We start from the raw sequence: 21689 nt of genomic DNA on the forward strand, positions 1-21689 counted from the left end.
AGGATTTTACCGGCATCCTTATTTTTATATGTATTTATATCTGATAAATAATTCTTTATAACATCAATGGAGTGGATCTTTTTAAACTTCATTTTGCTTTGTAAGTTTTTGAATAACTGATCTCCGGCTCCTATTACCCGATAAATTTTAGATGGATTGAAAGTTTTGTTTTTCCATTTATAAATGTTGAATTCTGTTTACATTTGGGTTGTAAGGTTTAAATGCCATCATTAGACCGCTTGAACGTATTATATACCCTCCCTTTTGTTGGAAAGGATCAGGAGAAAGGACTTGCTCCAAGTTTTTTTAAGTAATTGATATAAAATTCGTCCTTCGATTTCTACTTGAAAAACTTTTGGATTGGTCGGAATAATGTCATACAGTTGATTCATCGATATATTACCCGGTACAACCGGAGCTCCATAACGCCATCCATGTGAAAAGGCTGTGAGCACTTAAGATAATGTTTATCCCATCAATCATGGAAGCTAGTTTGTAATCGATTGGCAACCCCATATGACTTATAAGAATAATAAGATCCACATTTTCTTCTTTAAGTAAATCTACACACCTTTGAACCTCAGCGACTCCTAAAGAAAATTTTAGTCCCTTCGAAAAACTATCCGGCATTGTTTCATCAACGAATGGATATGTTGTCCCAATAATCCCCACATTTACTTCGTTGATTTTTTTAATTATAAATGGTCTTAATAAATATTCGTTGTTTAAATCTACAACATTACATGCAACAGCCGGAAATGGTAACTCTCTAACTAAGTTCAATAATTGGTCTTTCCCGAACGAAAAATCCCAATTCCCTAGAACAAAGGCATCCAATTCCATTTCTCTTAAAAGTGGTATATTCCTTCTCCTTTCGTAAGAACAAGTGGCGCCGTGCCATGAAAAATGTCACCGCCATCTAAAAATAAGACATTTTTATTTAATTTTCTCATTTCTTTTACATATTGATGATCTCTAGAAAAACCTCCAACTATTAAAATTTGCAACTAAAATATTTATTGAATGCCAAAGTTCCTCCATCTTCTTATCCCCTATATTTTTATCTTCATTACACCGTGCAAAGTAAAACATTTGTTGTACAAAAGAGGGACTTTATTTAGCCCCTTTTTAGAAAAATTTTTGAATTAAGATGATGACTCCTACCAGGAGCCAAATGAAAACCCCAGGTCATATAGGCGGAGAAAATTTCGAACGGGGTTTTTTATTATTGATTCCTCAGGTACTGTTACCACAATTCTTAGGGTTTTTATTCTCCATTTATTTATCCCCCTTATGGAGTTCTTCTAATTTTTAAATTAATTAAACTCGGAGAACTTTGAATTGACCGCCTCCAAATAAGGTCTTTATATAATCAATTTTCACATTTTCAAAATAAACTTTATCTCTTTCATTAACTAAAAACTGAATACCACTTTGTTCTGTAATTTCATCATTTTCTAAAGCTGACTCCTCCAGAGTCAGACGAAGCTGAGGTCCTCCTCAGCCAATTCCCATCGATAAACGAATTAAAGGTTTTTTACCTTCATTAATCAAATCTTGAACTTCTTTAGTAATTTTTGTAATAGCAGCCTGGGTTATTTTAACCATTTGGAACCTCCTAATATTTATTTAAAAATGGACAAAAAGATCTGCTGATACATCTTCATTTAAGACCCATTTAATTGGTACTTGCTCAGCTGGGTAAAGAAGATTAACTTTATCATGAATATCCATATCAACAACATATAATCGTACTCCCATTTCCACAGCTATATCTAAAAGTTCGTGAATAGATGGTGCACCAAAATCGTTTAAAGCATTTGAAAGGTATTCTATACCTTTAGATGGAACTGGAAAATACTTTCGATCTAATATGTTTACTCCTTTGCGGGAAAAGGCTAAAATGACATCTGCCCCTGATGCTGCAGCTCCTACAGCAACATTTAATGGAGGATATGCGGATTCTAATTCATCATGAAGGGCAAGGACGACAACTTTTTTTGATTCCATGATAGATTTCCCCTTTCAATAGCTTAGAACGGCATCAGCTTGGTAAGTAATTTCCAAAAAAGTAACAACTCCGGCTAATTCAGCCCCATCAATCAGCACTAATCCTTCTGCAATTAATACATTCATTTGACATCCAAATAATTTGATTCCGGCGTCTAAAGCGGATTTCATCAATGATGAAAGTTCTCTACCATGAATTTTATCCATTTTATTTAAATATCGTTGGTCTAAAACTCGTGCTCCGTCAAGATCAAAAAATATTGCCACTTCATTTTTTTGCATTGCCATTTTTAGGGCTTCTTTAAGAACAAAGGGGACATTAGAGCTTAACGAAACAAAGTATACAAAGTTTTTGTTCGCCACCGTAATCCCTTCTTTCATTGTAGTTTTAATTGCCCCGCTATTTTATATTATCCAAACTTAAAGAATGTCCATCCAAATCTTTATTGCTGTAGCTAAAATCAATAAGGCTAATACAACCTGAAGAATTTTTGTATTTACCTTCTTCCCGGCAATGGCTCCTAATGGAGAGGCAATTAAGCTTGCAACGACCATGATTAAGGATGGTAAAAATTCTACTTGACCAGTTGTAAGTTTCCCTACAGTTGCACCAATTGAGGATATAAATGTAATAGCTAAAGATGAAGCAATCGTCATACGAGTTGGAATTTTCAATACTACCAGCATGATTGGCACTAATAAAAATGCCCCGGCTGCTCCTACAATTCCAGATCCAATACCAACGATGAATGCAAGGGTAGCTGCAAGCCATTTATTAAACTTAACTTGGTCCAGAGGAATATCATCAATTCCTTTTTTAGGAATAAACATCATAACAGCTGCAATTAATGCTAAAATACCGTAAATTAGGTTTATTCCACCTTCTGTCATGAGCTTTGAGCCAAAGCCTCCAATTAAACTACCAATTAAAATACTTGCTCCCATATATCCAATTAACGTTTTATTCAAATAGCCGCCTTTACGGTATGCCCATACTCCACCAATAGTTGCAAAAAATACTTGAACAGCGCTTATTCCCGAAACTTCGTGGGCACTAAAAGCTGCTAATCCAAATAACGGAGGAATATATAAAAGCATTGGGTATTTAATAATAGAACCACCAATTCCTAACATCCCTGAAATATATGAACCAATAAAACCAATTAAAAAAATTGTAATTATAAATCCAATTTCCATGTTTTTTCCTCCCTTTAAGAAAAGGGAACCCAAACTGGTTCCCTTATTTTTTAACCTTTTTTAATCCAAAATTTTAAAACACCGTTCTCTTCTTCATGTTTAATTAACTCGTGACCGCCGGATTTTGCCCAAGCAGTAAGGTCATTTTTTGCTCCTTTATCCGTTGCATGAATCTCTAAAACCTGACCACTTTCAAGATCATTGATTGCTTTTTTTGTTTTTACAATTGGCATAGGGCAAGCTAAGCCTTTTGCGTCTAATACTTTATTTGCTTCCATCGTTTATTCCTCCTATTTTTTGAACTTATCTCACTGCACAACGATTTGGTCCAATTTCCATTTCACGTTGTTTTTCATCATCAGGATTGATTTTTCCCATATTTGTTTCACGGATTTCCTGATAAGAATTTGGTTGCGGTGGTAGATTTTCTGTTACCATTCTTCTAAATTCCGCTTCATCTTCAATATTTAAACCATGATTTTTGGAATAAAGTGTTCCTAATTTTTCGGCAACACTTCCATCTTCATTTAATTCCTCGATAATCATAAAATGAGCTGGAAGAACCACTAAATCCTCAGATAATTCTCTATAGCGCTTATATAAACTTTCTCTTAAATCTCCCACCCAATCCTGCGCTAAACCAGCTAAATCTGGTCTACCAATAGAGTCAATGAACAAGATATCCCCTGAAAGTAAGAACTTTTCATCAACAATAAATGAAGTAGATCCAATTGTGTGACCTGGTGAATATAAGGCATGGATATTGATTTTCACATTACCAATTTCTACATCATTACCATCTTCTAATGGTTGATAGTTAAATGTTACTTCTGTTGCATCCTTTGGTGGTAACCAATACGTCGCACCAGTTTTTTCAGCGATTACCCTTCCTCCAGAAATGTGATCGGCATGAAGGTGTGTATCAAATACATGAGTAATTTTAGCGCCAATACTTTCAGCAAATTCAAGATAGACATCTGTCATTCGAGTTGAGTCAATAATTGCAGCTTCACCGTTTGATACAACCATGTAAGATAAACAGCCTTTACCAATACGAACAAACTGATAAATTTCACCGCCATCTTTTAAATCCCCAACTTTAACAGGTTCTAAATGTTCGCTCCAAGCTTTCATCCCACCTTTTAGGTAAGAAACTGTTAGTCCTGCATCGGATAGCATTTCTGCCACCATTACAGATGATCCTTCTTTTGCACAAACAACTAAAACCTCTTTGTCAGTAGGAATTTTTCCAATGATTCCTTCTACACCATCAAGCAATTCAAAATATGGAATATTTAAATATTCAAAGTTTTCACCTTCAATTTTCCAATCCTGAAAATCACTTTCATTACGAACATCTAAAATAAATAAAGCTTCCTTATTAAATACTTTATTTGTTACCTCTTTTGAAGTCATTGCATTTACTGTCATTTGAATTTTACCCCCTATGGTATAATATATTATAAAAAATTTGCTCAATTAAAATGTTAGTGTGATATCGGCGTCTTTAGCAAATTCTAAAAATGTTACGGCCCCACCAACTTCGATACCATCAACAAATGCTTCTTTTTCAAGACCCATTACATCCATTGTCATTTGGCAACCAATGAATTTAACACCCATTTCCTGCGCCATTGCAGCTAATTCTGGGATAGCTGGAACATTCGCTTTTGCAAAGCCTTCTGCAAAATGTTCTTTTCCTTCCGGCATCGGAAGTTGCTTGTTTGCATCCTTATGAATCAAGTTTAATCCTTCAAACGTAAAGAAAATAGCTACTTCCTGATCGGTTGCTGCCGCTGCTGTTGCGATGTTAAATACTTTGTATGCATCAAATAAACCACCATTACTTGCGATAATTGCTACCTTTTTATTCATTGTTTTTCCTCCTAATTTTTTAGTGCCATCATGATACTATTTGGATCAAAGCCAACAACCCATTTTCCATTAACCTCAGTTTGAGGTACTCCCATTTGTCCTGTGGTATTTACAAGCTGTTGCATAATTTCCGGGTTCCTTTCTACATTTACTTCTTTGAAAGGAATGTTTTGATCGGATAAAAAGTTCTTTAACATTACACAGTACGGACAACGTGTTGTGGTATAGACAGTTACCGAACTCATTTATAGACCTCCTTAATTATTTAAACTAACTGTTTTTCCAGTCCACTCGCTCATGCCTGGTACAACATTTATGACATTAGTAAAGCCTTTTTCTGCTAGCTTTTGCGAAGCAAGGTCAGATCGGCTTCCAGTACGGCAAATCACAAAAATATTATCTTCTTTGCTTAATTCGTTTAATCGATTTTCCAATTCTCCCAGAGGGATTGATATAGCATTAGGGATATGATTAAAAGCATATTCTGCTGTTTCCCTAACATCTAGTACCACAATGTTTTCATTTGCATTTAATTTTGTTTCAAGTTCGTCATTGTTGATTACATTTGGATGTTTTCTTTCTATCGTTTCATCACTAGAAGACTTTCTAAGATAGTGCTTTAATACTTCGCCTTCCTCCAATGTGCCCAAATATTGATGACCTGTACTTTCTGCCCATGCCTTGATATCGGCTTTTGACCCTTTATCTGTTGCTTGGACTTCCAAAACTTGCCCAGATTCTAATTGGTTCATTGCCTTTTTCGTTTTAACGATTGGCATAGGACACGCTAAACCTTTAGCATCCAGTGTCACATTTACATTTATTTTTTCCATTATTAAACCTCCTGTTTTATACCTACACGGGTATTAATTTAGTTAAAAATTTTTATTCCACTTTACCTTCCCAGGAAAGCATTCCACCTGTCATATTGATCACATTAAAGCCATAGCTTTCCAGAAACTGTGAAGCTCGACCGCTTCTAGCACCAGATCGGCATACTATGATATATTCTTTAGATTTATCTAGTTCATGCATGCGAAACTCAATAAGTCCTAGTGGAATGTTTATGGCTCCCGGAATTTTCCCTTCTGCCACTTCATCCACTTCGCGAACATCGATAATATCTATTTTTTTCCCTTCAAGTAATAATGTTTCTACTTCTTTTGCAGTCATTACTTTCATTGCTTATTCCTCCATTCATTATGACCAAGCACTCATGCCGCCTTTTACATTAGTTACTTTTGTAAATCCTAATTTTTTTAACATCTTACTTGCCTTTTGGCTTCGCATACCACTTTGACAAATGACCACTACCTCTTTATCTTTTGAAAGTTGATTTGCTTTTTGATCCAATTGATGAAGTGGAATATTTTTGAATGATTTGATGTGATTTCCTTTAAATTCACCAGGTGTTCGGACATCGACAAATTGCTTATTCTTATCTTTTAACTCATTTTTTAACTCCGATGTGGATATATGTCTAATACCTTTTGCCGGTAAAATGCGTTGAATGATAAAAAATATGAAAAGTCCAATCAAGATATAATTTACATATTCCAAGTTTAGCCCCTCCTTTTTCGGGGAACCCCCCCATTTACCATTAGATAAACAGATTGACATTACCATCTTCAGCGTCTGCTAAATAGGCAGCAACCCCTGCATATTCAATATTATCTATTAATTCTTCTTGTTTAAGACCTAATAAATCCATGGTCATCGTACAAGCGACCAATTTAACATCTTGCTCTTGTGCCATTTCGATTAATTGAGGTAATGGAATTGCATTGTGCTTTTTCATTACATCTTTAATCATTTTAGGACCGAATCCAGCAAAGTTCATATTGGATAGCCCCATTTTATCAGCACCTCTAGGCATCATTTTTGCAAACATTTTTTCCATGAAACCTTTTTCCACTGGAATATTTTCATCTTTACGCAAGGCATTTAATCCCCAAAAAGTATGAAAAATAGTGACTTCATGATCGTAAGCAGCTGCTCCATTCGCAATGATATATGCTGCCATCGCTTTATCGTAATCTCCACTGAACAATACAATCGTTGTCTTTTTCTTATCTGTCATGGTGTTACCTCCTGAATGTTATTTTAACTAACCTATACTGGTACAGGTATTTTAAATAATAAAAAAATTATCCTTTTTTAATCCAAAACTTAAATACATCATTTTCCTCTTCATGTTTTATAAGTTCATGTCCACCAGAATTAGCCCAAGCAGTAAGGTCGTTCTTTGCGCCTTTATCCGTTGCATGAATTTCTAATATTTGACCTGATTCTATTTCGTTTATTGCTTTCTTAGTTTTAACAATTGGCATTGGACATGCTAAACCTTTTGCATCTAAGACTTTTGTAATATTCATTTATTATTCCTCCAGTTCGTCATAATTACCATTACCCATATGGGTATATTATTAACCAAAATGAAAGAGGGTGTCAACCTTTTTTAACGACTTTTTACAAGTAAATTAACAGCTTCTTTCACTAATTCTTCCATACTTTTTTCGTCATTTTCATTCGCTTTTTGTACACACTCCACTAAATTTTCACTGACAATAACGCCGATTGTACGATCAATTGCTGTTCTCGCAGCAGATAACTGAGTGATAACATCTTTGCAGTCTTTATTTTCTTCCATCATTCTTAAAATTCCTCTTAATTGTCCTTCAATACGTTTTACTCGATTTTTAATTTGATCATTATAATCCATTTTCTTACCTCCTTTTTAACAAAAAGTTCTTAAACTTATTTGATTTTCCTTTAATATTATATTGTTATTATTTGTAATTGAATATCCAACAACCCGGAAACCTTTTTTTCGCAATAATCGTATTCCAAAATTTTTTCCAAGTCTATTTGAAGCAACTACATGTAAGTCACCGTTGGTGATTTCATTGTAGTGCCTGTTAATATATGCAATTGGAATATTGATTGCTCCAGGTATGGGATCCTTGTAAGATTCATTATAGTCTCTTACATCAATTACTATTGTACTTCTATCTAATTCTCCCAGTTTTTTACAACACATTCCTAAAACAGGGAAGTATCTTCTGTAAAGGATACTACCAACAAATAAAATACTTAAAATAATAATTGTCTTCAAGAACTGCCCTCCTCTAAAAGGACTAACACTTACACGACTTATAATATACCCTATTGGGTATGGTGTCAATAAAAGAAATTAAAAAAATTATTATTGAATAAAAATAACTCGCCAAAACGAGTGATTTGAACGGTTCCCGATTATTTTTAATTTATTCCACAGCTTTATTCATACAGTTAATGAGTCGCTCTTCAATGTCTTTGGCTAAATTCTCCATTTTGTTATCATTTAACATACTTATAAGCGCTGTGGGTCTTGGCATTCCAATATGAGTATGTCCTTTATCTTCGTAAACCACAATCTTGCAGGGCAAAAAATAACCCGCCATATTATTTTCACTTAAAACTCTCTGCGCCTCAATCGGGTTACAAACTTCAAGCACTTTAAACTCTTTTTCAAACTCAATACCCTTTTCTTGAAGCTTATCCTTAATATCAAACATCCATAAAACACCGAATTTCTCTTCTTTTAATTTCTCCTCTAATCTTTGAATAGCATCATGGATGGTTGGATGGTTTTATCCGTTGTAACCGTAAAATCAAACATTTTGATACTCCTTAAGATTTTTTGTGTTCTCTTTGTTTTCTAAGATTGTTTGAAGAGCCATCTTTTCATTAATTATTTCATTTGCTGTACGGACTCCACATTTTCTTATGATTGGTAATGGAGGACACCACCCCTGTAGAGAATGTTGGACCATAAAAATACTGGCAATCCCTGCGAGGGTGATCCACCTTTTATTATGGAATAATGCTAATATTGATGTAATTAAAACAATACCTGCGAAATTGATTTCCAAAACACGTTCAGTATCCCATTCATAATCTAATTCCTTTATTCGAGCATTAATGGCGTTTTCATTTTTAGCACGTATGCTATTGATTGTAGCTTTTGTTTTCTTGTGAATTTTATCATTAATTCTCTGACGGGTATTCCTATTTACTTTTGTTGTTGTAGGCGGAAAAAAATATTTGATGTTCATTCCGTTTTTCCTCCGGTACCATATATTGTACTAACGTATTGAAGTTTTTTTATTTTTCCATTATAATTCCTATTATATATATAGGAATTAACGGGATAAAGGAGAGTTAATGTTATGGGCTTATTGAGCCGTCTTTTTAATGAAAAATGTCCGCAATGCCAAAAAACATTAGAAACGAATAAATCCAATATTTATAAAGGAATTATTATAAAATCATGTCCGAATCTTCATTATCAAAAGGAATACCATCCTGCTCTTGAACTGTATGTTGAAAGTGGTAAAGTATCTTAAAGCAATATATCTGACCATATTTTAATTGACGTAGCTAATATTAATAATGCCAAAATCCATTGAAGGATTTTGGTATTTATTTTTTTTCCAACATTAGCACCAAGAGGAGAGGCAATTAGGCTTGCTATTACCATAATAAGTGCTGGAAAAAATTCTACTTGTCCGGTTGTGATTTTTCCAACAGTGGCGCCAATTGAAGAAATAAATGTAATGGCTAATGAAGTAGCTATGGTCATCCTAGTTGGAATTTTTAACACCACCAACATGATTGGAACTAGAATGAATGCACCAGCAGCCCCCACGATACCTGCTCCAATTCCTACAATTAAAGCAAGAACCGCAGCAAGCCATTTATTAAATTTCACTTGATCCAGTTGAATTTCATCAATTCCTTTTTTAGGCAAGAACATCATCACAACTGCAATCAAAGCTAAAATTCCATAAACCAAATTAATTCCACTTTCTGTCATGAGCCTAGAGCCATACCCACCAACAAAGCTACCTATTAATATTGCTACACCCATATAAATGATTAAAATTTTATTTAAATATCCACCCTTACGATAAGCCCAAACCCCACCGATGGTTGCGAAAAAAACTTGAACTGCACTAATTCCTGAAACTTCATGTGCACTGAAGGCTGCTAAACCAAATAATGGTGGTAGATATAAAAGCATGGGATATTTTATAATAGAACCACCAATTCCAACCATCCCGGAAATAAAAGAGCCTATAAAACCAATTAAAAAAATAACCACTATAAAAACGAGATCCACCTACATCCCTCCAATAAAAAGGAAAGGTAACCGTGATAGTTACCTCTCACATTTTTTCAACCTTTTTTTATCCAAAATTTTAGAACACCGTTTTCTTCCTCATCTTTTATTAGCTCATGACCACCAGAATTTGCCCAAGCGGTTAAATCATTTTTTGCCCCTTTATCTGTCGCATGAATTTCCAACACTTGACCCGAAGTTAATGTATCCATTTCTTTTTTTGTTCTTACAATCGGCATTGGACATGCTAATCCTTTACAATCTAACACTTTGTCAACTTGTCCAGTCATGATTTCCTCCTTTTATCTGACAGCACAACGATTTGGTCCAATTTCCATTTCTCGTTGCTGTTCTTCATCTGGAGTAATTTTCCCCATATTTGTTTCCCTAATTTCTTGATAGGAATTTGGTTGTGGCGGTAAGTTTTCAGTTACTGTTTTTCTAAATTCATTTTCATCTGTGATATTTAATCCATGATTTTTTTGATATAAAGCACCAAGTTTTTCAGAAATACTGCCGTCTTCATTCATTTCATTGATACCCATATAATGAGCAGGCAAGACTAATAAATTATCAGCGAGATCTTTGTAGCGTTTATATAACGTATTTCGTAAATCTCCTACCCAATCTTCTGCTTTTCCTGCTAAATCTGGTCGTCCAATAGAATCAATAAATAATATATCCCCGGTTAACAAATATTGATCATCAATGATAAACGATGTACTACCGATAGTATGCCCTGGAGAATAGACGGCTTTAATGGTTGTCTTGCCCACCTCATATTCGTCACCATCATTTATTTGTTGATAATCAAAGGTGACTTCTGTTGCATCTTTTGGTGGGAGGTGGTAGGTTGCACCTAATTTTTCCGCCAGTTTTCTTCCTCCAGAAATGTGGTCAGCATGTAAATGAGTATCCAAAACATGAGTTAATTTAATGTTATGCTCTTTAATATAGGTTTCGTATGGTTCTAACATTCGATTTGTATCAATCATGGCGCCTTCTCCGTTTGATTCAACCAGATAAGATAGGCAGCCTTTCCCGATACGGACAAATTGATAAATAGCTCCGCCATTTTTCAATTCACCGATCTTTATGGGTTCTAAATGTTCACTCCATGCTTTCATTCCGCCCTCAACAGAGTAAACATTTGTAAAGCCAGCTTCTGAAATTTGTTGCGCTACAAACTCTGAGGAACCACCTTTTGCACATATTACATAAATTTCCTTATTTTCAGGTAACTTATCTTCAATGGAATCAACACCTTCCAATAAGTCAAAATAGGGAGTATTAATGATTTCCACATTTTTCCCTTCAATTTTCCAATCATCAAAATCATCTGTGTTTCGTGCATCTAAAATGAATAAATCTTCATGATTTAATACTTTTCTGGCAAGTTCTTTTACCGTTATGGTTTTGACAGCCGTTTCTGTATCCATTTTTAAATCTCCTTTAAAAAGTAAGTGTTACGTCCGCATCTTTAGCAAAGGTTAAAAAAGTAACAGCACCACCAACATCAATTCCCTCTACAAAATGTTCTTTTTCTAGACTCATGACATCCATCGTCATTTGGCAAGCAATCATCTTAACACCCATCTCACTTGCCATTGAAACTAGTTCCTCGACAGGAGGCACATTTGCTTTTTTAAACCCCTCTTGAAAATGTTCAGCACCTGGAGGCAAAGGTAAATTTTTATGTCCCTCTTTATGAATGAGGTTTAATCCTTCAAATGTAAAGAAAATTCCAACCTCCGCATCCGTTGCAGCAGAGGCTGTTGCAATATTAAAAACTTTATAAGCATCAAACATTCCACCATTTGCGGCTATGATAGCTACTTTCATTGTTTTCCTCCTTATTTAATGACTTTTATTGATTGGTCCGGTCCAATCCTTCATACCAGGTACAACATTTTTTATGTTTTTAAATCCTTTTTCTGTTAGTTGTTGCGCTGCAAAATCACTACGTGTACCGGTTCTGCAAATAATATGGAGATTTTCCTCATTATTTAACTCTTCGAAACGGTGTTCTAATTCTCCAAGCGGTATATTAATGGAACCTGGAATGTGACCAAAGGCATATTCTGCTGGTTCTCTTACATCTAGTACGGTAATTTTTTCATTACCTTCTAGCATATTTAACAGGTCATCTAAACTGACAACATCGGGATGCTTAGCTTCTGGTCTTTCTTCTTCAGATCTAGCCTTACGAAGATAATGTTTTAATACATTTCCTTCTTCAACTGTTCCTAAATATTGATTACCGGTACTATCAGCCCAAGCTTTTAAATCAGCTGTCGACCCTTTATCGGTTGCTTGAATTTCCATGACTTGTCCAGGTTCAAGTGTCGTCATCTCTTTCTTTGTTCTAACAATTGGCATAGGACATGCCAAACCCTTAGCATCCAACACCTTATTTACTGTAACCTCCATCAACTTTTCCCTCCTTTCTTCATTTATTATCTTTCAATATCATCTTTCCATGCCAACATACCACCAACCATATTTTTCACCTTATATCCTTATTCTTTTAAAAATTCAGCCGCCATCCCACTTCGGCTTCCTGATCGGCATACCATAATATGCTCCTTATCTTTTTCAATTTCATGAATTCGATCTTGTAGTTCACCCAAAGGGATATGATGAGCACCAGGAATTTTCCCCTGAGCTACTTCTTCATATTCACGGACATCTATGATGTTTTGGACTCTTCGCTCTTTTATATTTTTTGAAACTTCTTCGGGTAATATTTCATCCAGTATGGTTTTCCCAGCCATTTTATTTAAACTCTTTGGATCTTTTTTAGGAGTTACTGGAGGAAGTAGGTTTTTTATAGACTTTGCAATTGGTGCAACTGGTGGAAAAAGAGGAGGACCAGCCAAAGCAGCGTTGTTTCAAGTGCTTTATTTGGTTCAGTTTCTGGAAATTCAGTGGCGAATGTGGTATCAACGGGTGTTTTTACTATCCCATTGATGAAGAAAATAGGTTATCCCTCCCGTTATGCTGGTGCGGTGGAATCAGTAGCGTCAACTGGCGGACAAATTATGCCGCCTATATTAGGATCAGCCGCTTTTATTATGGCTCAATTGTTAGGAACTTCCTATCTTAATATCGTTTATGCTTCTATCGTACCCGCATTATTATACTTTTTTACAGTCATGATTATGATTGATTTACAGGCGGCCAAATTAGGCTTAAAGGGTTTACCTAAAAATGAACTTCCGAACATAAAAAATGTTCTTATAAAAGAAGGTCATTTATTTATCCCATTGTTAGTTCTAATTTTTACAATGAAGCAAATTTTAGCCCAGCACCTGTTAAATTTAAAACCCCGATGACGAGCCCAGCAGTTGCACATGCGGCAATCATTCCAAGAGCAGATTGGGCACCGTCAGCTAAACAATTAATGAGTTTTGAAAAGGTCATCCTTGTATGCTTTTTAAAAAAAGATACAATAATTGTTGATGCAATTGCCCAAATTGCACGGAAAAATTAATAATCCCCACATAACCCTTCGTGTAGTTTTCATATCTACTTCCTTCTCACCGGTGCTGAAAATGGCAATAACTCCTATAAATATTAACTTTTCCAAAATTACAATCTAATATGAATGTCATTTCGCTTCAGAATTTATATCTCACTCACAATCAGCAATTGCAACCTTATTATTTTTTCACCTTTCTCAACAGCTATATTTTTCACTTCTTAAACATTGAGTGTTTGGAAAATATTAAAAGCACAACTCGAAAATACGAAATAATCATAAAATGTGGTTCGGCTGATTCCAATTTTCTCTGTTATTTCTTTAACTCAATTGGGAAAAACGGATAAAGAACTTGTTCGTATGATACTTTTTGAACCACCCACTAGAGCTTTAATGACTATGGCAGCGAAAATCACACCGAAAATTAATAAAAATAGTTCCATTGAACCTCCCCCATTCTATTTATGTTTTAATTATATATGAATCTTACATTATTTAACAGGGAGGATTACTTCAAAAAAAACCGCCGAATATGGCGGCAGTGCTAATTTTTTGCCTTTATATAAAAACGCTTTAAGAATTCAACATAAATATCATCATGAACAAGCCATGCCTGGTATTTTCTTTTAATGTAATTTTCTGCTGCCTGGAAATCCGGGTAAGGTTCCTGTTTTTGCTTTCCATTCATTTCAAGGATCCATTTGTCATCGGCTTCAGCAAAAATAAAGAATTTGTCTCCCTTCCTATTTTCGTACAGTGATCCCTGTCTCGCGCTTTTATTATTGTATTTGTTTTTAAATGCATCCTGTCTCAAAGGGTCCAGGGGAAATATGTCCTGAATGAATAGTTTATAAGCATCTTTTCCCATCGAACATCCCGATGCTTTGGCATGTCCTCCCCCTCCAAACTTTCCGGCCACGGCAGAAACATCAACGTGGTCATGGATGGTCCTGAAACTGATCTTTTTGCCTCCCAGGTTTAATATAGCGATATAGTCAAGATGCGGATATTCTTTACCTAGCTCATTCCCCAGCTCGGAATGATAAGATTCTGCATGGACTATGCCTGTACAATATTCTCCGATGAACGTTTGTACTAATTCCCGCTTCTTCCGCCTGACGTAACGCTCAATCTTTTCCTCTTCCATTTCAAGTAATTTATGTTCAAACTCATCAAAATCGAATGTATCGGAGCTCTTGATTCTTTCCGTCATTTTTTCTTCGAATTCTTCTATGGACATCATGAAAAATAAATCATTAAGATTTTTTGCCTTTATATTTTCATTTTGGTCCCATTCCCAGGTGTCATACTGTCGGACAAGCTCGACAAATTCATCGAGGACCTGAGACGGCTGGATCATTTCATGCTCCTGCAGATACTCATACAGCAAAGAGGTTGCAGCCGTGAGCCTGCCATCTTCATATTGCACTTTCACTCTGCCCCAGCTGTAATCATTAAAATGAAGAGCTGTTTTATGATGGTCAATTAATCTGACGTTTCCGCCGCCTTTTGCCAGATCATCAAGCCTGATCAAGTTTTCATCGTTAACTGATAAATCTGTGATCATTAAAAAATCATCTTTTATACTTTTTTCATTTTCCAGCAATTTTTCTATCTGATAATCAAGTCCCATCACAGAGTTATAGCGTACCTCAACATCTTTTCCAAAAGCGATCCTGGCTACAATGCCGCACCCGACGCCATCAAGGTCATTATGTGTATACAGCCTGTACAAAATCCATCACCTGCTATTCTTAGACTCATTCCTCTGTTAGTTTGGTTACGGAGGAAAATTCTATGCGAAAAATCCCCGCTGAATTGAGCAGGGATTTCCAGTTAAAGCAGCAAATAGGCCAGTGGAGCAGTAATCAGTATGGTCAGAATTGTTCTTTCTGCCCAGATGACAAGCAGCTGCGGAATAGTAATAGGAATTTCTGTTGATAAAATACATGGGACAAGTGCTGAAAAGAAAAAACTTAACTTTATTTTTAAAAGTTGCGTTAGGATTTAGTTCAGGCTGGCGGGATTGACTTAATATCGTTTCTTTTTCCATTCTCATTCCCCCTCATAATATTGCGGGTAAGGAGCATAGTGAGCCCCTTACCTTCTGTTCATTAAAGCTGTTAAAAAGGTCAGAAATGTATACGTGCCTGCTTTAACGGTTGGCTGTGCCTGGTGATCTCTCGTTGGATCAAGGCAGACAATATCCATGGCTGCCGTTTTGGAGGAAAGACCAGCTGCATATACGGCCGTAAATAGTTCTTCAGTACTCATGCCGCCTGGTGTGGATGCAGGGACCCCAGGCGCAAAACCAATGTCCAGCACATCCATGTCAATCGTGACATAAATTTTGTCCACTTTTGATTCCAGCTGCCGGATTGATTCTCTAACCGTTTCCTCAATCCCCCGTCTTCTGGCTTCCTTTAAGGTAATATAATTGAGCTTATGTTCTTTAGCATAATGGACTAGCGACTGGCTGTTGAAAAAGCCATGAAGGCCAATATTGTAGACATTTTCCCCTTTAATTTTGTTGTTCTGAATCAGGTTGCGGATGGGCGTCCCATTTGTCGGTCCATGGTCTTCAAGACTTCTGAGGTCAAGGTGCGTATCCAGCTGGAGAATGCCGATTTCTTTTTCAGGCTCCAGTTCCTTCAGGCCGCTGACCAGCATGGCTGTGATGGAGTGATCTCCTCCGATCGCTATTGGGAATGAATCAGGAAATTGCGTCCGTACGTCCTTCATCGTTTGCTTTATATTGGAATGGCATTGCGGAATATCTGTGAAATGCATTTTCACGTCACCAAGATCCGCAACCTTCATTTCTTGAAGATCACTTTCAAAATCCAAGTTGTACGTGGAAAATCCTTTCCAGGACCTCCTGAAGGATTCAGGGAATTCAGATGCTCCTGATGCACTTATCGATGAGCGGGAAAGGGGAACACCGAAAAGCACGACATCCCAGTTTTCTTTCATTAAATCCTCTTCCCTCAGGATTTGGCGTATCCATTCATTCACTTTTACGTCAGTTCCTAATTCGGATTGCGGCCAAAAGAACCCGGGAGGATTTATTGTTGGTAGCATAAGCTTCCTCCCTTAACGACTACTTCCCCATTTTTAATCACTGTGTCCGTATGGTTCATGCCGTAGTGATACTGCATTTGCATGTAGTTCGGTACATTGAGCAGAAGCAGATCAGCTTTTTTGCCGGGTTCTATGCTTCCCACTTCGTCTGCCCGATTGATTGCATGTGCTGCATTAACGGTAGCGGCGGCAATCGCTTCTGCAGGTGTAAGTCCCATGTGCATGCATGCAAGATTCATCATAAATGGCATGGAGCAGGTTGGCGAAGATCCGGGGTTGCAATCGGTTGATAAAGCAACTGGAACACCCTTATCAATCATGTGGCGGCCTCTGGCTGCTTCAGCCATCAGGAAGAATGCTGTCCCTGGAAGAAGCACGCCGATTACTCCCTTTTCAGCCATCATTTCCATGCCTTTATCAGATGCTCTAAGCAAATGATCCGCAGAGATGGCACCAACTTCAGCAGCAAGCTCTGCCCCCTCATAAGGTTCTATTTCGTCAGCATGGATTTTCGGAGTCAGGCCAAGCTTCTTCCCAGCTTCCAGCAATTTTCTGGACTGCTCCGGTGTGAATACGCCTCTTTCGCAGAAAATATCATTGAATTCGGCAAGCTTTTCTTCAGCTACTTTCGGCAGCATTTCTTCAATAACCAAATCTATAAAAGCATCTGGATTCTCTTTGTATTCAGCAGGAACTGCATGTGCCCCCATAAAGGTACGGACAACATCCACCGGATGCAGTTCATCCGCTTTCCGGGCTGCCGTCAGCTGTTTTCTCTCTGTTTCCCAATCCAGTCCATATCCGCTTTTTGCCTCAATCGTGGTTACACCGTGTTTAAGGAAGCGATCAAGACGGACTAGGCTCACATCTACCAATTCCTCTTCAGAGGCGTTTCTGGTCATAGACGTGGTAGCGTGAATTCCGCCGCCATTGTTCATGATTTCCATATACGTCGCACCGTTCAGGCGCATATTGAATTCCTCTTCCCTGCTGCCTGCATAAACAAGGTGTGTATGCGGATCAACCAGTCCTGGAAGAAGGATTTTTCCTGTCGCATCAATGATTTCGGCTTCCTGAAGCCGGCTTTGGTATTCAGCTTGGAGTTCCGCTGTTGTCCCTGCTGACTTGATCCTGCCTTCTTCAATCCATACTGCCCCGTCTTCAATGATGTGAAGCTCGCTCATTTTTTCTTGTGTCAGAGGCTGCTTGGAGCTGCCCTTTAAGGTAATCATTTGATTTGCATGTTTGATAAAAATAGGTTTTGAGTGCATTTTGTGCTCCTCCTTAAAAAATGGAAGTTCCAATCCGCAGGAATCACGGATTGGAGGACTTCCTCATTGAAAATATTAATGGTTATTTGCAAGTTTAAGAGTTTTATTTGCAGAATTGACTGACCTATTTGCAAATTAGCATGGTTTATTTGCAGATTTTTCACTTCTATTTGCAAATTTCATAAAATTTCTTTATTTCATCATTGGAATGTTTATGCCTTTTTCTTTTGCTGTTTTGATAGCAAGGTCATAGCCTGCATCTACATGGCGTACAATTCCCATTCCAGGATCAGATGTGAGGACACGTTCAAGGCGCTGTTCTGCTTCCTTCGTGCCATCCGCAACGATGACCATTCCAGCATGTAAGGAGTATCCCATTCCTACTCCGCCTCCATGGTGGACGGAAACCCAGCTTGCTCCGCCGACCGCATTGATCAGTGCATTAAGAATTGGCCAGTCTGCCACTGCATCACTGCCGTCCTTCATGGCTTCTGTCTCGCGGTTTGGAGATGCAACTGAACCGGAATCCAGATGGTCACGGCCGATAACGATCGGTGCTTTAAGTTCTCCGCGGGCAACCATATCATTAATGATTTTTCCAAATCTTGCGCGCTCCCCGTAACCAAGCCAGCAAATTCTTGAAGGAAGTCCCTGGATTTGAATTTTCTCCCGCGCCATCTTGATCCATTTGCAAAGATGTTCGTTATCTGCAAATTCGCGCAGGATCACTTCATCTGTTTTATAGATATCCTCAGGATCTCCTGATAATGCTACCCAGCGGAAAGGACCCTTTCCTTCGCAGAATAACGGCCGGATGTAGGCAGGCACGAATCCAGGGAAATTAAATGCATTCTCGATGCCTTCATCTTTTGCAACCTGACGGATATTGTTTCCGTAGTCAAATGTGACTGCACCCTTCTTCTGCATGTCCAGCATAGCCTGAACATGGACAGCCATGCTTGCTTTTGATTTCTGAACATATTCAGCAGCATCTTCCTTTCGCAGAACAACTGCTTCTTCTAATGAATAGCCGATTGGAACATAGCCATTTAAAGGATCATGTGCAGATGTCTGGTCAGTCAGGACATCCGGGATGAAGTTCATTTCAAGCATTTTTGGCAGAATTTCAGCTGCATTGCCTAATAGACCGATAGAAAGCGGGCGCCCTTCCTGTTTTGCCTCTGATGCCATTTTAATAGCTTCTTCAATTGAATAAACCTTTGTATCCAGATATTTCGTTTCAAGTCTGCGGTCAATGCGGTGTTCATCCACATCAATGGCTATGCAGACACCATCATTCATGGTTACTGCAAGGGGCTGAGCGCCACCCATTCCGCCTAGGCCTGCAGTTAAAGTAATCGTTTGTTTCAGTGAGCCGGAGAAGTGCTGTCTGCCAAGCTCCGCAAATGTTTCATAGGTTCCTTGTACGATTCCCTGGCTCCCGATGTAAATCCAGCTTCCGGCTGTCATTTGGCCATACATCATCAGGCCTTTCCTATCAAGCTCATGGAATGTATCCCAGTTTGCCCAGGCCGGCACCAGATTCGAGTTGGCGATCAATACCTTTGGTGCATCTTTATGTGATTTAAATACCGCAACCGGCTTTCCGGATTGTACAAGAAGTGTTTCGTCGTCTTCTAATTCATGCAGGGTTTTTACAATCGCATCATAGCAATCCCAATTTCGGGCAGCCTTCCCTATGCCGCCGTAAACAACCAGCTCTTCCGGAATCTCTGCAACCTCTTTGTCTAAGTTATTCATTAGCATGCGGAGTGCTGCTTCCTGAATCCAGCCCTTTGCATGCAGCTCACTGCCTAGATAATTTTTAATTTCTCTTTTTGTTTCCGCTTTCATTGTCATCCCTCCAATGTTATCTCATATTTGAATTTTATAATGAGAACTATCTGAAAAGTAGATTAATTAGGTTTGGTTTTTTATAAAAATATAAGATTTCGTTATTGGATTTTGTCTATTTTTATATTAATATTGGCGTTTTTATAAAATTTGCACAAAAATAAAACCTCCAATTAAAAGGAGGTGTTGTGCAGACTTTTTCTAAATTGTTTAGGGGGCATACCTTTTATTTTACTGAACACTTTATTGAAATACTGCTGATTCCGAAAACCGCAGGCGGATGAGATTTCTTTAATGCTCATTTCCGATTCCAGCAGCAGCTTGGAAGATTGCCTGATCCGGGTTTCATTAAGGAGCTCCCGAAAAGACTTGCCGCATTTTTTTGCCAGCATGGAGCTGATATAGTTCGGGTTTCGATCTGCGTATTCAGCTGCCCTCTCAAGGGTGACTGAAGAGTCCCAGTAATTAGTTTCTATAAAGAATTGGACTCTGTCTGTAAGATCCAGCTTCAGTTTCTTATCAGATCGAATGGTCTCAAACACATAGGAAATGAAGCTGATCATTTCGTTAATAATCCGGTAGATTAATGGCGAATATAGGATCGTTTGGAATAAACGAAGGTATTCCTTCTCCATTTCTCCGCCGGCAAGGCGGAATGTCTTCATATGCCTGCGGATTTGCGCAAGAATACTGGTCAGCCGGATTCTGATAAGCCCCGGTTCCGGATAGGGATCTTCCAATATAAGAAACTCTTTGGAAAACCAAGATTTGATCCCTTCTAAATCAGCCTGATTCAGAAAATCAATCCAGCTGCTTTGTTCCTCGGGAGTTAAGAACGGATCAATGGAAAGCCATTTTGGCAATGAATTTTCCTCAATTACCTGATTAAACCCCCTAAAGAACGTTAACTCCATCAGTTTTCTGTTCGCATCATAATGGCTTTTTAGAGTATTCGGACCCTCCTGAGCAGTATAAATGCTGATGGCAATTGGTTCAGCTGAGGTTTCCTGCCAATTCCTCATAAATCTGACGCTCTCCTCTTTCCAAGATACGCCCGACTTTTCAGCAAATATCAGGACCATGTCACTTAAAATAAAAAAATCGGCTGGTTTCTGGAAGGCATGGCTTTCCAGAAATTCATATAACATTGGAAGCTCAAGCACATTTTCAGTTTTTATCCCCATGGAAAGAAAAGGTTCTGCCGGTTCTGAAGCTTCTAAAAATATATTCTGATAATTAAAGGCTTTCTCAGCAGCCACGCTGGTGCTTTTTTCAGCAACTGGAGCTCTCAGCTTTTGTCGCCTCTGAATGTTTCGTGCAGATTTCAATAAAATATCAGCTGAAATGGGCTTAAGTATCAAATCGGCTACACCCATGTCAATGGCTCGCTTTGCCTGTGAAAAGGTCGCTTCCATTGTAAGTGCAATAAGATCCGGCCCTATAATTTGAATGGTATTTAAGAAAGAGCTGTATCTATCTTCCTTTATAAGATCAAGTTCAAAAATCAGCAGATCGGGCTGAAAAGTCTCAAGCTTTTTAATAAGTCCTGCCTCATCTTCGGCAGACTCCACATCCCATGCGTTCATGGAAGATTTCAACAGCCACTCTATACCCTTTGTATCGTACTCATCCCGATTGGCCACAAGTACTTTGTACATGCTGCCACATCCTTTTTAATCTATTATGAAATAATTTTTCAGCAGCTGTAAAGAAAAATCGGAAAAATCCCGCAAATAGTAGACAAGTTATGATGCCC

At 37.7% G+C, this 21689-nt stretch carries 29 protein-coding genes and 2 pseudogenes; 1 reads left to right on the forward strand and 30 read right to left on the reverse strand.

The genetic code is table 11. The features are described from left to right. Positions 1–248: 248 nt before the first annotated feature. The 24 genes and pseudogenes from BFI01S_RS23960 to BFI01S_RS10160 all read right to left on the reverse strand — a co-directional run bounded on the left by BFI01S_RS23960 (position 249) and on the right by BFI01S_RS10160 (position 13020). On the reverse strand, positions 249–392 hold the full coding sequence (locus tag BFI01S_RS23960) for a hypothetical protein (protein WP_235831147.1): 144 nt from the start codon (positions 390–392) through the stop codon (positions 249–251). Positions 393–399: 7 nt separating this feature from the next. Beyond that, positions 400–837: a bifunctional UDP-sugar hydrolase/5'-nucleotidase gene (locus BFI01S_RS23685; RefSeq protein WP_218008335.1), complete on the reverse strand. Its 438-nt coding sequence runs from the start codon at positions 835–837 to the stop codon at positions 400–402. A gap of 792 nt (positions 838–1629) precedes the next feature. After that, complete coding sequence (locus BFI01S_RS10055) at positions 1630–2010, reverse strand: peroxiredoxin family protein (RefSeq protein ID WP_061792502.1); 381 nt, start codon at positions 2008–2010, stop codon at positions 1630–1632. A 15-nt stretch (positions 2011–2025) separates the two neighbouring features. Continuing rightward, positions 2026–2373 (reverse strand): DsrE/DsrF/DrsH-like family protein, encoded by a 348-nt coding sequence (locus BFI01S_RS10060; RefSeq protein ID WP_061792541.1) that lies wholly within the window; start codon positions 2371–2373, stop codon positions 2026–2028. 57 nt (positions 2374–2430) lie between these two features. After that, entirely contained in the window at positions 2431–3207 is a 777-nt protein-coding gene (locus BFI01S_RS10065) for a sulfite exporter TauE/SafE family protein (RefSeq protein WP_061792503.1), read from the reverse strand. 50 nt (positions 3208–3257) lie between these two features. After that, positions 3258–3485: a sulfurtransferase TusA family protein gene (locus BFI01S_RS10070; RefSeq protein WP_061792504.1), complete on the reverse strand. Its 228-nt coding sequence runs from the start codon at positions 3483–3485 to the stop codon at positions 3258–3260. Positions 3486–3510: 25 nt separating this feature from the next. Continuing rightward, positions 3511–4638: an MBL fold metallo-hydrolase gene (locus BFI01S_RS10075; RefSeq protein WP_061792505.1), complete on the reverse strand. Its 1128-nt coding sequence runs from the start codon at positions 4636–4638 to the stop codon at positions 3511–3513. A 48-nt stretch (positions 4639–4686) separates the two neighbouring features. Continuing rightward, the gene (locus BFI01S_RS10080; RefSeq protein WP_061792506.1) at positions 4687–5082 is read right to left on the reverse strand and encodes a DsrE/DsrF/DrsH-like family protein; all 396 of its coding nucleotides are present in this window, start codon (positions 5080–5082) and stop codon (positions 4687–4689) included. 11 nt (positions 5083–5093) lie between these two features. Beyond that, complete coding sequence (locus BFI01S_RS10085) at positions 5094–5327, reverse strand: glutaredoxin family protein (RefSeq protein ID WP_061792507.1); 234 nt, start codon at positions 5325–5327, stop codon at positions 5094–5096. A 12-nt stretch (positions 5328–5339) separates the two neighbouring features. Continuing rightward, entirely contained in the window at positions 5340–5915 is a 576-nt protein-coding gene (locus tag BFI01S_RS10090) for a sulfurtransferase TusA family protein (protein ID WP_061792508.1), read from the reverse strand. A gap of 52 nt (positions 5916–5967) precedes the next feature. After that, positions 5968–6264 carry a rhodanese-like domain-containing protein gene (locus tag BFI01S_RS10095; RefSeq protein ID WP_061792509.1) on the reverse strand — a complete coding sequence of 99 codons (297 nt, stop codon included), beginning with the start codon at positions 6262–6264 and terminating at the stop codon, positions 5968–5970. Between the two features lie 18 nt (positions 6265–6282). Beyond that, positions 6283–6642, reverse strand: a complete 360-nt coding sequence (locus tag BFI01S_RS10100) for a rhodanese-like domain-containing protein (protein ID WP_061792510.1) — start codon at positions 6640–6642, stop codon at positions 6283–6285. Positions 6643–6682: 40 nt separating this feature from the next. Continuing rightward, positions 6683–7162 carry a DsrE/DsrF/DrsH-like family protein gene (locus BFI01S_RS10105; RefSeq protein WP_061792511.1) on the reverse strand — a complete coding sequence of 160 codons (480 nt, stop codon included), beginning with the start codon at positions 7160–7162 and terminating at the stop codon, positions 6683–6685. Between the two features lie 67 nt (positions 7163–7229). Further along, positions 7230–7457, reverse strand: a complete 228-nt coding sequence (locus BFI01S_RS10110) for a sulfurtransferase TusA family protein (RefSeq protein ID WP_061792512.1) — start codon at positions 7455–7457, stop codon at positions 7230–7232. An 83-nt stretch (positions 7458–7540) separates the two neighbouring features. Then, positions 7541–7804 carry a metal-sensitive transcriptional regulator gene (locus tag BFI01S_RS10115; protein WP_061792513.1) on the reverse strand — a complete coding sequence of 88 codons (264 nt, stop codon included), beginning with the start codon at positions 7802–7804 and terminating at the stop codon, positions 7541–7543. 15 nt (positions 7805–7819) lie between these two features. Beyond that, positions 7820–8197 (reverse strand): rhodanese-like domain-containing protein, encoded by a 378-nt coding sequence (locus tag BFI01S_RS10120; RefSeq protein ID WP_061792514.1) that lies wholly within the window; start codon positions 8195–8197, stop codon positions 7820–7822. Positions 8198–8348: 151 nt separating this feature from the next. After that, a complete protein-coding gene (locus BFI01S_RS10125) occupies positions 8349–8702 on the reverse strand; it encodes a DUF302 domain-containing protein (RefSeq protein ID WP_488168212.1) in 354 nt (117 codons plus the stop codon). A 33-nt stretch (positions 8703–8735) separates the two neighbouring features. Then, entirely contained in the window at positions 8736–9179 is a 444-nt protein-coding gene (locus BFI01S_RS10130; protein ID WP_206698067.1) for a DUF2892 domain-containing protein, read from the reverse strand. A gap of 287 nt (positions 9180–9466) precedes the next feature. Then, a complete protein-coding gene (locus BFI01S_RS10135; RefSeq protein WP_061792515.1) occupies positions 9467–10246 on the reverse strand; it encodes a sulfite exporter TauE/SafE family protein in 780 nt (259 codons plus the stop codon). A 56-nt stretch (positions 10247–10302) separates the two neighbouring features. After that, complete coding sequence (locus tag BFI01S_RS10140; protein ID WP_061792516.1) at positions 10303–10536, reverse strand: sulfurtransferase TusA family protein; 234 nt, start codon at positions 10534–10536, stop codon at positions 10303–10305. Between the two features lie 12 nt (positions 10537–10548). Further along, the gene (locus BFI01S_RS10145; protein WP_061792517.1) at positions 10549–11685 is read right to left on the reverse strand and encodes an MBL fold metallo-hydrolase; all 1137 of its coding nucleotides are present in this window, start codon (positions 11683–11685) and stop codon (positions 10549–10551) included. 13 nt (positions 11686–11698) lie between these two features. Next, complete coding sequence (locus tag BFI01S_RS10150; protein ID WP_061792518.1) at positions 11699–12088, reverse strand: DsrE/DsrF/DrsH-like family protein; 390 nt, start codon at positions 12086–12088, stop codon at positions 11699–11701. A 15-nt stretch (positions 12089–12103) separates the two neighbouring features. Next, positions 12104–12676 (reverse strand): sulfurtransferase TusA family protein, encoded by a 573-nt coding sequence (locus BFI01S_RS10155; protein ID WP_061792519.1) that lies wholly within the window; start codon positions 12674–12676, stop codon positions 12104–12106. Between the two features lie 26 nt (positions 12677–12702). Further along, positions 12703–13020: pseudogene (locus tag BFI01S_RS10160) on the reverse strand (rhodanese-like domain-containing protein). Here BFI01S_RS10160 and BFI01S_RS10165 point away from each other — a divergent pair. Further along, positions 13004–13581 (forward strand): annotated as a pseudogene (locus BFI01S_RS10165) (TRAP transporter large permease subunit). The pseudogenes BFI01S_RS10160 and BFI01S_RS10165 sit on opposite strands and share 17 nt — an antisense overlap. A gap of 690 nt (positions 13582–14271) precedes the next feature. Here the strand turns inward: BFI01S_RS10165 and BFI01S_RS10170 are convergent. The 6 genes from BFI01S_RS10170 to BFI01S_RS10195 form a co-directional block, all read right to left on the reverse strand. Then, positions 14272–15462 carry a DHH family phosphoesterase gene (locus BFI01S_RS10170; RefSeq protein ID WP_061792521.1) on the reverse strand — a complete coding sequence of 397 codons (1191 nt, stop codon included), beginning with the start codon at positions 15460–15462 and terminating at the stop codon, positions 14272–14274. Positions 15463–15522: 60 nt separating this feature from the next. Next, the gene (locus BFI01S_RS10175; protein ID WP_061792522.1) at positions 15523–15780 is read right to left on the reverse strand and encodes a hypothetical protein; all 258 of its coding nucleotides are present in this window, start codon (positions 15778–15780) and stop codon (positions 15523–15525) included. Between the two features lie 47 nt (positions 15781–15827). Then, the gene (locus BFI01S_RS10180; protein WP_061792523.1) at positions 15828–16808 is read right to left on the reverse strand and encodes an agmatinase family protein; all 981 of its coding nucleotides are present in this window, start codon (positions 16806–16808) and stop codon (positions 15828–15830) included. Then, on the reverse strand, positions 16793–18079 hold the full coding sequence (gene hutI / locus BFI01S_RS10185) for an imidazolonepropionase (protein WP_061792524.1): 1287 nt from the start codon (positions 18077–18079) through the stop codon (positions 16793–16795). Before hutI ends, BFI01S_RS10180 begins: the two co-directional genes overlap by 16 nt. 192 nt (positions 18080–18271) lie before the next feature. Beyond that, on the reverse strand, positions 18272–19933 hold the full coding sequence (gene hutU / locus BFI01S_RS10190) for a urocanate hydratase (protein WP_061792525.1): 1662 nt from the start codon (positions 19931–19933) through the stop codon (positions 18272–18274). 173 nt (positions 19934–20106) lie between these two features. After that, the gene (locus tag BFI01S_RS10195; RefSeq protein ID WP_061792526.1) at positions 20107–21591 is read right to left on the reverse strand and encodes a response regulator transcription factor; all 1485 of its coding nucleotides are present in this window, start codon (positions 21589–21591) and stop codon (positions 20107–20109) included. Positions 21592–21689 lie beyond the last annotated feature (98 nt).

The sequence above is a fragment of the Cytobacillus firmus NBRC 15306 genome (assembly GCF_001591465.1).
Classification (GTDB): Bacteria; Bacillota; Bacilli; order Bacillales; family Cytobacillaceae; genus Cytobacillus; species Cytobacillus firmus.

Bases quoted from the DNA above. Each gene is read 5' to 3' on its own strand.
- BFI01S_RS23960 (WP_235831147.1), bottom strand. From the start codon at position 392: ATGAATCAACTGTATGACATTATTCCGACCAATCCAAAAGTTTTTCAA.
- BFI01S_RS10055 (WP_061792502.1), bottom strand. From the start codon at position 2,010: ATGGAATCAAAAAAAGTTGTCGTCCTTGCCCTTCATGATGAATTAGAA.
- BFI01S_RS10065 (WP_061792503.1), bottom strand. From the start codon at position 3,207: ATGGAAATTGGATTTATAATTACAATTTTTTTAATTGGTTTTATTGGT.
- BFI01S_RS10070 (WP_061792504.1), bottom strand. From the start codon at position 3,485: ATGGAAGCAAATAAAGTATTAGACGCAAAAGGCTTAGCTTGCCCTATG.
- BFI01S_RS10075 (WP_061792505.1), bottom strand. From the start codon at position 4,638: ATGACAGTAAATGCAATGACTTCAAAAGAGGTAACAAATAAAGTATTT.
- BFI01S_RS10080 (WP_061792506.1), bottom strand. From the start codon at position 5,082: ATGAATAAAAAGGTAGCAATTATCGCAAGTAATGGTGGTTTATTTGAT.
- BFI01S_RS10085 (WP_061792507.1), bottom strand. From the start codon at position 5,327: ATGAGTTCGGTAACTGTCTATACCACAACACGTTGTCCGTACTGTGTA.
- BFI01S_RS10090 (WP_061792508.1), bottom strand. From the start codon at position 5,915: ATGGAAAAAATAAATGTAAATGTGACACTGGATGCTAAAGGTTTAGCG.
- BFI01S_RS10095 (WP_061792509.1), bottom strand. From the start codon at position 6,264: ATGAAAGTAATGACTGCAAAAGAAGTAGAAACATTATTACTTGAAGGG.
- BFI01S_RS10105 (WP_061792511.1), bottom strand. From the start codon at position 7,162: ATGACAGATAAGAAAAAGACAACGATTGTATTGTTCAGTGGAGATTAC.
- BFI01S_RS10110 (WP_061792512.1), bottom strand. From the start codon at position 7,457: ATGAATATTACAAAAGTCTTAGATGCAAAAGGTTTAGCATGTCCAATG.
- BFI01S_RS10115 (WP_061792513.1), bottom strand. From the start codon at position 7,804: ATGGATTATAATGATCAAATTAAAAATCGAGTAAAACGTATTGAAGGA.
- BFI01S_RS10130 (WP_206698067.1), bottom strand. From the start codon at position 9,179: ATGAACATCAAATATTTTTTTCCGCCTACAACAACAAAAGTAAATAGG.
- BFI01S_RS10140 (WP_061792516.1), bottom strand. From the start codon at position 10,536: ATGACTGGACAAGTTGACAAAGTGTTAGATTGTAAAGGATTAGCATGT.
- BFI01S_RS10145 (WP_061792517.1), bottom strand. From the start codon at position 11,685: ATGGATACAGAAACGGCTGTCAAAACCATAACGGTAAAAGAACTTGCC.
- BFI01S_RS10150 (WP_061792518.1), bottom strand. From the start codon at position 12,088: ATGAAAGTAGCTATCATAGCCGCAAATGGTGGAATGTTTGATGCTTAT.
- BFI01S_RS10155 (WP_061792519.1), bottom strand. From the start codon at position 12,676: ATGGAGGTTACAGTAAATAAGGTGTTGGATGCTAAGGGTTTGGCATGT.
- BFI01S_RS10175 (WP_061792522.1), bottom strand. From the start codon at position 15,780: ATGGAAAAAGAAACGATATTAAGTCAATCCCGCCAGCCTGAACTAAAT.
- BFI01S_RS10180 (WP_061792523.1), bottom strand. From the start codon at position 16,808: ATGCTACCAACAATAAATCCTCCCGGGTTCTTTTGGCCGCAATCCGAA.
- hutI (WP_061792524.1), bottom strand. From the start codon at position 18,079: ATGCACTCAAAACCTATTTTTATCAAACATGCAAATCAAATGATTACC.
- hutU (WP_061792525.1), bottom strand. From the start codon at position 19,933: ATGAAAGCGGAAACAAAAAGAGAAATTAAAAATTATCTAGGCAGTGAG.
- BFI01S_RS10195 (WP_061792526.1), bottom strand. From the start codon at position 21,591: ATGTACAAAGTACTTGTGGCCAATCGGGATGAGTACGATACAAAGGGT.